Here is a 12,765-nt window from a genome sequence, read left to right on the forward strand (position 1 = left end):
GTGCGGGGGTGGATTCGGCGGTGGTGGTGGTTCGTGAGGACCGTGCTGGTGATCGGCGGTTGGTGGGTTATTTCACTGGTGATGCGGATTCGGGTGGGTTGCGTGAGCAGTTGGCGGCGCGGTTGCCGGGGTGGATGGTGCCTGCGGCGGTGGTGGCCCTTGATGCGATCCCGTTGACGGTTAACGGCAAGCTTGATGTTCGGGCGTTGCCGGCGCCGGATTACCGTGGGCAGGTGTATCGGGCTCCGGCCGGCCCGACCGAGGAGATCTTGGCCGGTATCTACGCCCAGGTGCTCGGGCTCGACAGGGTCGGCGTCGACGACTCCTTCTTCGATCTCGGCGGCGACAGCATCCTGTCCATGCAGGTCGTGGCGCGGGCTCGTGCCGCCGGACTGATATGCAAGCCACGCGACATCTTCGTCGAGCAGACCGTCGCCCGGCTGGCCCAGGTGGCCGTCGTCGCCGACAGCGGCGATGTATCGGTTGACGAAGGCGTGGGCGAGGTCGTCGCTACTCCAATCATGCGATGGCTCAACAGCATCGGCGGCCCGGTTGAGCAGTTCAACCAGACGATGGTGGTGCAGACCCCGAAGGGGATCAGCCAAGCCGACGTCGTCGTCGTCCTGCAGGCCCTGCTGGATCGGCATCCCATGCTGCGGCTGCGCGTCGACGATGACGGCGCCGCGTGGTCATTGCAAGTGCCCGAGGCGGGTTCGGTGGACGCCGCTGAGCGCCTGCATCCGGTGGAGGCGCTATCCGACGAGGCGCTGATCCAGGCGCGGGCCCGGCTGAATCCCGCCGCCGGGGCGATGCTCAGCGCGCTGTGGGCGCCCGACACCGCACAGCTGGTCTTGATCATCCACCACCTGGCCGTCGACGGAGTGTCGTGGCGAATCCTGTTGGAGGACCTCAACATCGCGTGGGCGCAGCATCGCGCCGGGCAGGAGGTGCGATTGCCGGTGACCGGCACGTCGTTTGCCCGGTGGGCTGCACTGCTGGCCGAGCACGCCTATGCCGCCGAAGTCGTTGAGCAGGCTGAGGTTTGGCGAACAGTGACGGCCGCCCCCGCCGCGCTGCCACCCGCGTGCCCCGACGCGGATACCCACGCGAGCGCCGGGCACCTGTCGGCGGCGCTGGAGGACGTGGAGATCACCCGCATGCTGCTCACAGAGGTGCCGGCGGCGTTTCGTGCCGGAATCCAAGACATCCTGTTGATCGCATTCGGGTTGGCGGTGGCGGAGTTTCTCGCCACAGGTGGCGCGCCCGTCGGCATCGACGTCGAGGGCCACGGACGCCACGAGGACCTGGGCCCCGATGTTGACCTGTCGCGTACCGTGGGATGGTTTACCACCAAATATCCGGTGTCGCTCAATGTGGGTGGGCTGCGCTGGGCGCAAGTGACCGCCGGCGAGGCGGCGCTGGGGACGGTGGTCAAAGACGCCAAGGAACAGCTGCGCGCCCTGCCGGACCCGTTGACGTATGGCCTGCTTCGGTACCTGAACACCGACGTCGACCTGGACGGGTCCGATCCGCCAATCGGATTCAATTATCTCGGGCGGCTAGGCGCAGCAGCGACCGACGTGTCCGGCGACCTGTGGCGCATCAGCCCAGAGGGCTTGTCTCTCACCGGAGTTGCCGGCGCGGTGCCGATGCCGCTGGGGCACACCCTGGAACTCAATGCCGTCACTGTCGACACCGACGCCGGCCCGCACTTGCACGCCAACTGGACGTGGGCAGCCTCGGTTCTGGGCGAAGCACAGGTAAACCGCCTGAGCCGGTTGTGGTTTGACGCCCTGACCGGTATCTGCACGCACGTGCGATCCGGCGGCGGCGGGCTGACGCCATCGGATGTCGCGCTCGCCGGGCTCAGCCAACAACAGATCAACGAGCTCGAGAGGCAATATGCAGATCGCTGACGTGTTGCCGCTAACCCCCCTACAGCGGGGGCTGCTGTTCCATGCCAGGGCCGCGCAGGGCAACGACGACGATGTCTACGCGATGCAGCTGGACATCACCGTGACCGGACCGCTTGACGCCCAACGGCTGCACGACGCCATGAACAATGTGGCCAGCCGCCACCCCAACCTGGCGGCACGCTTCTCCGAAAAGTTCGACACACCAGTGCAAATCATCCCGGCTGATTCGGTGGTGCCCTGGCGGTATCTCGAGCTGGACGGCCAAAACCCCGACGTCGAGGACCAGGTGCAGCGGACCTGCGCCACCGAACGCGCCGCGGTCTGCGACCTGGCCGACCAGCCCGCCTTCCGGGCGGCGTTGATCCGCGTCGCACCCGATCGGTACCGGTTTGTGCTCACCGCTCACCACATCGTGATCGATGGCTGGTCGCTGCCGATCCTGCTCCGCGAAATATTCGCCAGCTACTACGGCCAGCGCCTGCCACCGGCCGTCCCGTACCGCAGATTCGTTACCTGGCTCGCCGATCGAGACCTCGACGCTGCCCACGCGGCGTGGCGCGAGGTGCTCGACGGTTTCGACACCCCAACGTTGGTCGGGCCGCCGGACCGGCTGGGGGCAGGGCGGCGACACTTCGCTTCGTTCCGGCTGTCCGAGGAGACCACCCGCGCCGTCAGCGAGTTGGCGCGCGCATGCCACACGACGGTCAACACCGTGCTGCAGGGCGCCTTCGCGCAGCTGCTGATGTGGTTGACCGGCCAGCACGACGTCGTCTTCGGTGTCGCGGTCTCGGGTCGGCCGGCCGAGGTGTTCGGCGCGGAATCGATTGTCGGGCTGTTGATCAACACCGTGCCGGTGCGGGTGCGCTTCACCCCCGCAACCACGACCACCGACCTGCTCGACCAGTTGCAGAGCGCCCACCACAAGACGCTCGAACATCAACACTTGGCGCTCAGCGAAATTCACCGCGTCACCGGCCACGACCAACTGTTCGACAGCCTCTTCGTGTTCGAAAACTATCCCGTCGACACCGCGGCGCTGTCCAGCGTCGACGGGCTGGCCATCACGGAGGTCAACAACCGCGAATACAACCACTACCCGCTTACCGTGCAAGCCCGCCCAGGCGACGAACTGCACCTCCGAGTCGAATTCGACGCGGATGTGTTTGGTGTGGGGGGTGTTGGGGTGTTGGTGGGGCGGTTGGAGCGGGTGTTGGTGGCGATGGCGGCTGATCGGGGTGGGCGGTTGTCGTTGGTTGATGTGTTGGATGTGGGTGAGCGCGGTTTTTTGGGTGGGGTTGGTAATTGGGGGGTGTTGGGGGGTTCTGGGGGGCCGGGGGTGTCGGTGCCGGTGTTGTTTGCCGAGCAGGTGGCTCGTGCGCCGGAGGCGGTGGCGATCAGCTGCCAGGGTCGCTCGGTGACGTATCGGGAGCTGGATGAGGCGTCGAATCGGTTGGCGCATTTGTTGGTTGGTCGTGGGGTGGGTGCGGGGCGGTGTGTGGCGCTGTTGTTGCCGCGGTCGGTTGAGGCGGTGGTGGCGGTGTTGGCGGTGCTTAAGGCGGGGGCGGCGTATGTGCCGGTTGATCCGGGGGTTCCGGTGGCGCGGTTGCGGTTTGTGCTCGGTGATGCCGGCCCGGTCGCCGCCATCACCACCGCTGAGTTGGCGGGGCGGCTTGATGGCTGCGGTGTGGCGGTGATCGATGTTGATGATCCGGGGCTTGGGGCGCAGCCGGGTTGGGCGCCCGCGGCGCCGGGGGCCGATGAGGTGGCGTATGTGATTTACACCTCGGGCACGACGGGGGTGCCGAAGGGGGTGGCGGTTACCCATCGCAGTGTGGTGGGGCTGTTGGAGTCGATCGGCGGCGAGTTGGAGCTGTCGGCGGGTCAGGTGTGGTCGCAGTGTCATTCGTTGGCGTTTGACTTTTCGGTGTGGGAGATCTTTGGCGCGTTGTTGCATGGTGGGCGGTTGGTGGTGGTGCCCGATGCGGTGGTGCGTTCGCCTGAAGAGTTGCATGCGGTGCTGGTTGGCGAGCAGGTCAATGTGTTGAGTCAGACGCCGTCGGCGTTTTATGCGTTGCAGGCAGTCGATGCGCTGCAGCCGGAGTTGGGGGCTCAGTTCAAGCTTGAGACGGTGGTGTTTGGTGGGGAAGCCCTTGAGCCGCAGCGTCTTCGGACGTGGCTGGGTGCTCATCCGGGGTTGCCGCGGCTGATCAACATGTATGGGATTACCGAGACGACGGTGCATGCGTCGTTTCGGGAGATCGTGGCCGCTGATGTGCAGGGCAGCGTCAGCCCGATTGGGGTGCCGTTGGCTCATCTGGGGTTTTTTGTGCTTGATGGGTGGTTGCGTGCGGTGCCGGCCGGTGTGGTCGGTGAGTTGTATGTGGCCGGTGACGGGGTGGCGTGTGGGTATGTGGGCCGGGCGGGTTTGACTGCGGCGCGGTTTGTGGCGTGTCCGTTCGGCGGGGTCGGGGCTCGGATGTATCGCAGCGGGGATTTGGTGCGCTGGCGCGCCGATGGGCAGTTGGAGTATGTGGGGCGCGCCGATGAGCAGGTCAAGATCCGCGGGTATCGCATCGAGCTCGGCGAGGTCCAGGCCGCGCTGGCCGAGTGCGACGGGGTAGCGCAGGCGGTGGTGATCGCCCGCGAGGACCGTCCCGGTGATAAGCGTCTGGTCGGGTATGTGACCGGTCGTGTCGATGCGGGCGGGTTGCGTGCCCGACTGGCCGAGCGGTTACCGGGCTACATGGTGCCCGCGGCGGTGGTGGTCCTTGACGCGTTGCCGTTGACGGTCAACGGCAAACTCGACAAACGGGCCCTGCCCGCACCCGAATACAGCGACACCGACCGCTACCGCCCCCCGGCCACCCCCACCGAAGAGATCCTGGCCGGCATCTACGCCCAAGTCCTAGGCCTCGACCGCGTCGGAGCCGACGACTCCTTCTTCGACCTCGGCGGCAATTCGTTGTCGGCCATGCGGTTGGTCGCCGCGATCAACACCGGCCTGGCCGCCGGCCTTTCGGTGCGCGCAGTGTTCGAAGCACCCACAGTGGCCCAGTTGGCTCCCCGAATCGGCGGGGATACGGGTCGGCTGGAGCCGCTGGCAGCTGTCGAACGACCGGCCGTGGTGCCGTTGTCCTTTGCCCAGCAGCGACTGTGGTTCATCGACCAATTGCACGGCCCCTCACCGGTGTACAACATCGCCGTGGGTCTGCGGCTCTGCGGGCGACTGGATGTCGACGCCCTAGCGACAGCGCTGGCCGATGTGGTGGGCCGCCACGAGAGCCTGCGCACACTGTTCTTGGCGCCCAAGGGAATACCCCAGCAAGTGATCGTCCCCGTCGAGCAGGCCGAGTTTGGTTGCGACGTCGTCGATGCCACCGCATGGCCGGTAAGCCGACTACAGCAGGCCATCGAGGAGACGACCCGGCACAGTTTCGATTTGGCGGTCGAGATCCCGCTGAGGACAAGACTTTTCGCCGTTTCCGGCGATGAACACGTACTGGTGGTTGTGGTGCACCACATCGCGGCGGATGGCTGGTCGATCGTCCCGTTCGTGCGCGATCTCGGGGTGGCCTACGCCAGCAGGTGCGCGGGGCAGGCCCCCGACTGGGCGCCGTTGGCGGTGCAGTATGCCGACTACACGTTGTGGCAGCGCGCCCAGCTTGGCGATCTCGACGACAAGAACAGCCGCATCGCCACGCAGCTGGCCTACTGGGAGGACGCGTTGGCCGGCATGCCCGAGCGGCTGCAGCTTCCCACCGATCGCCCTTACCCGGCCGTTGCCGATTACCGCGGCGCCAGGGTGGCGGTGGAGTGGTCGGCCGAGCTGCAACAGCAGGTGGCGCGGGTGGCCCGGGAGAACAACGCGACCAGCTTCATGGTGGTGCAAGCCGCGCTGGCGGTGCTGCTGGCCAAGCTCACTGCGAGTTCCGATGTGGCCATTGGGTTTCCGATCGCCGGGCGCCGCGACCCCGCACTTGACGAGTTGGTCGGGTTTTTCGTCAACACCTTGGTGCTGCGGGTTGATCTGACCGGAGACCCCACCGTCGCAGAACTACTCGCCCAGGTGCGACAGCGCAGCCTGGCCGCCTACGAGCACCAGGACGCGCCGTTCGAGGTGCTGGTCGAGCGGCTCAACCCGGCCCGATCGCTGGCCCATCACCCCCTCGTGCAGGTGATGTTGGCCTGGCAGAACCTACCCGGAATCACCGGCGACGCCGCCGCCACGCTGGGTTCGGGTGATCTGCACGTCACCCAGATACCAATCGAAACCCACACCGCCCGCATGGATCTGACGTTCTTTCTGGCCGAACGCTGGAGCGAGGACGGAGAGCCCGCCGGTATCGGCGGGATCGTCGAATTCCGCACCGATGTGTTTGGTGTGGGGGGTGTTGGGGTGTTGGTGGGGCGGTTGGAGCGGGTGTTGGTGGCGATGGCGGCTGATCGGGGTGGGCGGTTGTCGTTGGTTGATGTGTTGGATGTGGGTGAGCGCGGTTTTTTGGGTGGGGTTGGTAATTGGGGGGTGTTGGGGGGTTCTGGGGGGCCCGGGGTGTCGGTGCCGGTGTTGTTTGCCGAGCAGGTGGCTCGTGCGCCGGAGGCGGTGGCGATCAGCTGCCAGGGTCGCTCGGTGACGTATCGGGAGCTGGATGAGGCGTCGAATCGGTTGGCGCATTTGTTGGTTGGTCGTGGGGTGGGTGCGGGGCGGTGTGTGGCGCTGTTGTTGCCGCGGTCGGTTGAGGCGGTGGTGGCGGTGTTGGCGGTGCTTAAGGCGGGGGCGGCGTATGTGCCGGTTGATCCGGGGGTTCCGGTGGCGCGGTTGCGGTTTGTGCTCGGTGATGCCGGCCCGGTCGCCGCCATCACCACCGCTGAGTTGGCGGGGCGGCTTGATGGCTGCGGTGTGGCGGTGATCGATGTTGATGATCCGGGGCTTGGGGCGCAGCCGGGTTGGGCGCCCGCGGCGCCGGGGGCCGATGAGGTGGCGTATGTGATTTACACCTCGGGCACGACGGGGGTGCCGAAGGGGGTGGCGGTTACCCATCGCAGTGTGGTGGGGCTGTTGGAGTCGATCGGCGGCGAGTTGGAGCTGTCGGCGGGTCAGGTGTGGTCGCAGTGTCATTCGTTGGCGTTTGACTTTTCGGTGTGGGAGATCTTTGGCGCGTTGTTGCATGGTGGGCGGTTGGTGGTGGTGCCCGATGCGGTGGTGCGTTCGCCTGAAGAGTTGCATGCGGTGCTGGTTGGCGAGCAGGTCAATGTGTTGAGTCAGACGCCGTCGGCGTTTTATGCGTTGCAGGCAGTCGATGCGCTGCAGCCGGAGTTGGGGCTCAGTTCAAGCTTGAGACGGTGGTGTTTGGTGGGAAGCCCTTGAGCCGCAGCGTCTTCGGACGTGGCTGGGTGCTCATCCGGGGTTGCCGCGGCTGATCAACATGTATGGGATTACCGAGACGACGGTGCATGCGTCGTTTCGGGAGATCGTGGCCGCTGATGTGCAGGGCAGCGTCAGCCCGATTGGGGTGCCGTTGGCTCATCTGGGGTTTTTTGTGCTTGATGGGTGGTTGCGTGCGGTGCCGGCCGGTGTGGTCGGTGAGTTGTATGTGGCCGGTGACGGGGTGGCGTGTGGGTATGTGGGCCGGGCGGGTTTGACTGCGGCGCGGTTTGTGGCGTGTCCGTTCGGCGGGGTCGGGGCTCGGATGTATCGCAGCGGGGATTTGGTGCGCTGGCGCGCCGATGGGCAGTTGGAGTATGTGGGGCGCGCCGATGAGCAGGTCAAGATCCGCGGGTATCGCATCGAGCTCGGCGAGGTCCAGGCCGCGCTGGCCGAGTGCGACGGGGTAGCGCAGGCGGTGGTGATCGCCCGCGAGGACCGTCCCGGTGATAAGCGTCTGGTCGGGTATGTGACCGGTCGTGTCGATGCGGGCGGGTTGCGTGCCCGACTGGCCGAGCGGTTACCGGGCTACATGGTGCCCGCGGCGGTGGTGGTCCTTGACGCGTTGCCGTTGACGGTCAACGGCAAACTCGACAAACGGGCCCTGCCCGCACCCGAATACAGCGACACCGACCGCTACCGCCCCCCGGCCACCCCCACCGAAGAGATCCTGGCCGGCATCTACGCCCAAGTCCTAGGCCTCGACCGCGTCGGAGCCGACGACTCCTTCTTCGACCTCGGCGGAGACAGCATTTTGTCGATGCAGGTGGTGGCGTTGGCCTTTGCCGCCGGAGTGGTCTGCCGACCGCGCGACATCTTCGTCGAGCAGACCGTGGCGAGGCTGGCCCGGGTGGTCACCGTGGGTGGCGGCGCGGGTGGCCCGGTCGACGACGGCACCGGGCAGCTGCCCGCGACCCCGATCATGTGTTGGTTGCGCGGCCAGCAGGGCCCGATCGAGCAGTTCAACCAGACGGTGGTTTTGCAGGCACCCGAAGGAGTGACCGAGGCCGACGTGGTGGTCGTGCTTCAGGCCCTGTTGGATCGCCACGCCATGTTGCGGCTGCGCGCCGAGGACGACGGCGCCGGCGGCTGGTCGTTACAGGTGCCCGAGGCGGGCACGGTGGATGCGGGCGCTTGCCTGCAGTCGGTGGACGTGCTCTCCGAAGAGGCAGTGGTAGCGGCGCGGTTGCGGCTCGACCCGGGTGCCGGGGTGATGCTCAGCGCGTTGTGGGTGGCCACCACTGGCCAGCTGGTGGTGATCGCTCACCACCTTGCGGTCGACGGGGTGTCGTGGCGGATTCTGTTGGAAGACCTCAACATTGCCTGGGCCCAGCATCGCGGCGGGCGCCAGGTGACATTGCCGGTGACGGGAACCTCGTTCGCGCGGTGGGCATCACTGCTGGCCGAGCAGGCGCGCCGCCCCGAGATCGTCGACCAGGCGCAGGCATGGCGGCAGGTGGCGGCAACCCCGGCTGCGGTGCCGTCGGTGCGCCCGGAGGTCGACATGTTCGCCACTGCCGGACACCTGGCGGAGTCGTTGGATGTCGAGACCACCCAGATGCTGTTGGCCGAGGTGCCGGCGGCGTTTCACGCCGGGATACACGACATTCTGTTGATCGCGTTCGCGTTGGCCTGGGCGCAGTTCTTGGGCAAGCCCGGCGACCCGCTCGGCATCGACGTCGAAAGCCACGGGCGTGACGAGCACCTGGCCGCCGATGTCGACTTGTCGCACACCGTGGGGTGGTTCACGACGAAGTATCCGGTGGCGCTCACCGTCGGTGAGCTGTCCTGGGCGCAGGTGGTGGCCGGCGAGGCGGAGCTGGGAGCGGTGATCAAGGACGCTAAGGAGCAGCTTCGCGCCTCTCCGGACCCGGTGACCTATGGTCTGCTGCGGTATCTGAACCCCGACGTCGAGCTGACCGGGTCCGAGCCGCCAATCGGGTTCAACTATCTGGGGCGCCTCGGTGCGCCGGCAGCTTACGCCTCCGGTGACGTGTGGCGGTTCAGTCAGGAGGACCTCTCGCCGGCCGGCGCCGCGACGGCCATCCCGATGCCATTGATACATACGGTGCTGCTCAACGCCGGGACCATCGACGACGCCGAGGCCGGACCGCAGCTGCAAGCCAACTGGGTGTGGGCGCCCTCGGCCCTGGATCGGGGCGCGGTCACCCGGTTGAGCCGCTTGTGGTTCGAGGCTCTGGCCGGCATGTGTGCGCATGTACGGCGCGGCGGCGGCGGGTTGACGCCGTCGGATATCGCGCCCGCACGCCTCAACCAGCAGCAGCTCGACGAGCTGCAACGGCAATACCGGATCGACGATGTGTTGCCGCTGACCCCGCTGCAGCAGGGGCTGCTCTTTCATGCCGGCGTCGCGCAGGGCATCGACGACGTGTACGCGGTGCAGCTGGACATCACGCTGCACGGCCCGCTCGATCCCCATCGGCTGCACGACGCGATGCACACGGTGGTCAGCCGTCATCCGCACCTGGCGGCCCGATTCTGCGCAGAATTCGACGAGCCGGTGCAGATCATCCCGGCCGATCCCGTCGTGCCTTGGCGCTATGCGGAATTGGATGCCCAGGATGCCGATATCGACGAGCAGATCCAGCGGCTGTGCGCGGCCGAACGCGCCGCCGTGTGCGACCTTGCCCACTTGCCGGCCATCCGAGCGGCGTTGATCCGCACCGCGGCAGACCAGCACCGGTTCGTGCTCACCAATCACCACATCGTGCTCGACGGCTGGTCGACGCCGATCCTGCTGAGCGAAATATTCGCCGCTTACAGCGGGGAGCCCCTGCACTCGGCCGCGCCGTATCGTCGGTTTGTCGCCTGGTTGGCCGGTCGGGATCATGCTGGCGCCCAAGCTGTTTGGGGCAAGGTGTTGGCCGGTTTCGACACACCGACACTGGTGGGTCCACCGGATCGGCTGGGGCTGGGGCCGCGAAGCGTTGCCACGTTCCACGTGCCGGAGACGACCACACGTGCCGTCAGCAAACTGGCCCGCTCATGCCACACCACCGTCAACACCGTGCTGCAGGCCGCCTGGGCAGTGCTGCTGAGCTCGCTGACCGGTCAGCGTGACGTCGCCTTCGGCGCCGTGGTCTCCGGTAGGCCGGCGGACGTGGCCGGCGCGGAATCGATGGTGGGCCTGTTGATCAACACCGTCCCGGTGCGGGCGAACCTCGCCGCGGCGACCACGCCCGCAGACCTGCTGGCCCAGCTGCGCGACACCAACAACGACACGCTCGAGCATCAGCACTTGGCGCTCAACGAGATTCACCGCCTTACCGGTCTGCCCAGACTGTTCGACACCGTGTTCGTCTTCGAGAACTACCCGATAGATACTCCCCTGCTGGCGCACAAACTCGAAACGACCATCACCGAGTTCAGCGTCCGCGACTACTACCACTACCCGCTGGCAGTGCAGGCCGGGCCCGGCAAAGAATTGGAGCTTCGCGTCCAATTCCGCACCGATGTGTTCGACGTGGCCAGCATCGCGGCGCTGATGGAGCGGTACACGCAGGCGTTGGCGACCATGACCGCAGACCCGACGCGGCCGTGGACGTCGATGGATCTGTTCGACGAGGGTGAGCGGCGCTATCGGGCGGCGCCGACCCCCGTCGAAAACCGCGACGCCCGTTGTGATTATCGCGCGCCGGCTACCCGTGTCGAGCAGATCCTGGCTGACATCTACGCCCGAGTGCTGGGCCTGGACCGGGTCGGGGTCGACGAGTCGTTTTTCGACCTTGGCGGGGACTCGCTCTCGGCGATGCGCGTAATCGCCGCGGTCAACTCGGTCCTTCAGACGCGCCTGGCGGTGTCCGCCTTGTTCGATGCGCCGACCATTACCAGCTTGAGCCGGTTATTGGCTGAAGTTCCTGCCGCGAACCCGCCCGGCAATCAGTAACATTGCGGCGGCCGCTACCACATACACGGCACCAGGCGATAGCGGACTTTCTGTGCGTACTCGCGGTATCCCGCCAACTCTTCCCGGAGCATCTTTTCTTCGTCGCGGATGCGCAAGGCCAGCACAAAAAGGCCGGCGAGGACGCCGAGAAGTCCCCAGTAGGAACCGAGCGCAAGGGGAATAGCGACCATCATGATCACATTGCCGGTGTACATGGGGTGGCGCACCAGCCCATACAGGCCGGTGGAGACCACTTTCTGACCGTCCTCCACGCGGACCGTCGCGGCAGCGTGGCTGTTTTGGACGACCACCAGCATCACCACGACGAGGGCAACCGCGACCAGCGCATCACCAAGCAAGCAGACCGGCGTCGGCACCACCGACCAGCCGAAGCGATGGTCGAGGGCGCTGAGCACGAATATGGCCGCCAGCGACGAGAACCAGCCGGCGCTGATGACCTTCTGCGCCATTCGGGTCTCCGCGCCCGGGCCGGCCCGCATTCGCCGCTGGAGCGCAACGGGATTCGTACGCAGCAAGTAGACGCCCGGAATCCACATCGAAAGAGTGAACACCGCCAGGAAAACCCACGCTTGCCAGTAATGGAATGTGCCTGCCGCGAGAAAAATCAACAAGCCGAACGCCGCGGGCTCAACGAGCCCGAATACCAACGTTTTAGGAAGGGTCTTCACCGAGCCTCCTTACCGTCCATCCGGTTCTGCACGCTAACAGTGCGCGTGGGGAGCCGGAAAGGCGCTATACCCGCCGGCTCGATTGCCGCCACCGCAACAGTGTTGCAAGGATGAAAATACCGGTAGCCGCGCGCAGGATTTGCGTGAATCGTTCAGGTCGTCGCGGCGGTGAACCGTTGTCCGGCAACAAACTTAGCGTCCAGGTGTTTGCCAGCGTGTGTCGGAGGCCGGACGGCGATGGCGAACCGGTTGACGAACGACTGGTCGATGGGGTAGAGCGCAACGAGGTGGGCGCATTACAGCTCACCGGGCCGGCAATTTCCGCGCGAGGTAGCGAGCGTCGTCTGTGTCGCCTGCGGCGTGTCTCCGTTGACAAAGTGGCACTAAAGCAGACAACGAAACACCACAAAGCCAAACCGTTGCGCGCGGCGGGGGAGCGAAAGCAGGCAGCGCGCAAGCGGGTGTCGCGTATCAATTTCATGCGACATCGGGAGCCACACCAGGGACTTTGCCGAAACACCGGACCGACCCTCTGGGACTTCAGTACAGTTTGGAACGGTTACACTCATGTCGACTAGGCGCTCTGGAGAGCCGGTGAGCATCAATCCGTTTGACGACGACAATGGCAGCTTTTTTGTCTTGGTCAACGACGAAGAGCAACACAGTCTGTGGCCGACCTTCGCCGATGTACCCGCCGGTTGGCGGGTCGTTTACGGAGAAGCGGACCGTGCTGCGTGTCTGGACTACATCGAGCAGAACTGGACTGATATACGGCCCAAGAGTCTGCGCGACAGGCTGGCAGAAGGTCGAGCTTTTGTTCAGTAAATCCGT

The 12,765-nt window shown here is 66.1% G+C and carries 3 protein-coding genes and 2 pseudogenes; 4 read left to right on the forward strand and 1 reads right to left on the reverse strand.

Going from position 1 to position 12,765, the window contains the following annotated elements; translation table 11 throughout:
• The first annotated feature begins 8 nt into the window (after positions 1-8).
• The 3 genes and pseudogenes from G6N47_RS30445 to G6N47_RS30455 form a co-directional block, all read left to right on the forward strand.
• On the forward strand, positions 9-1,916 hold the full coding sequence (locus G6N47_RS30445) for a condensation domain-containing protein (RefSeq protein WP_456299300.1): 1,908 nt from the start codon (positions 9-11) through the stop codon (positions 1,914-1,916).
• A pseudogene (locus G6N47_RS30450) lies at positions 1,903-3,120 on the forward strand (condensation domain-containing protein); the annotation flags it as partial. The gene G6N47_RS30445 and the pseudogene G6N47_RS30450, both read left to right, overlap by 14 nt.
• 135 nt (positions 3,121-3,255) lie before the next feature.
• Positions 3,256-11,194, forward strand: a pseudogene (locus G6N47_RS30455) (amino acid adenylation domain-containing protein); the annotation flags it as partial.
• Positions 11,195-11,259: 65 nt separating this feature from the next.
• Here G6N47_RS30455 and G6N47_RS16260 read toward each other — a convergent pair.
• Positions 11,260-11,934, reverse strand: coding sequence for a methyltransferase family protein (locus G6N47_RS16260; protein ID WP_083134354.1), 675 nt, complete (start codon positions 11,932-11,934; stop codon positions 11,260-11,262).
• A 594-nt stretch (positions 11,935-12,528) separates the two neighbouring features.
• Between G6N47_RS16260 and G6N47_RS16265 the strand changes: the two genes are divergently transcribed.
• Positions 12,529-12,759 carry an MbtH family protein gene (locus tag G6N47_RS16265; RefSeq protein WP_083134353.1) on the forward strand — a complete coding sequence of 77 codons (231 nt, stop codon included), beginning with the start codon at positions 12,529-12,531 and terminating at the stop codon, positions 12,757-12,759.
• The last annotated feature ends 6 nt before the right edge of the window (positions 12,760-12,765 follow it).

Source organism: Mycobacterium branderi, from assembly GCF_010728725.1.
GTDB lineage: Bacteria > Actinomycetota > Actinomycetes > Mycobacteriales > Mycobacteriaceae > Mycobacterium > Mycobacterium branderi.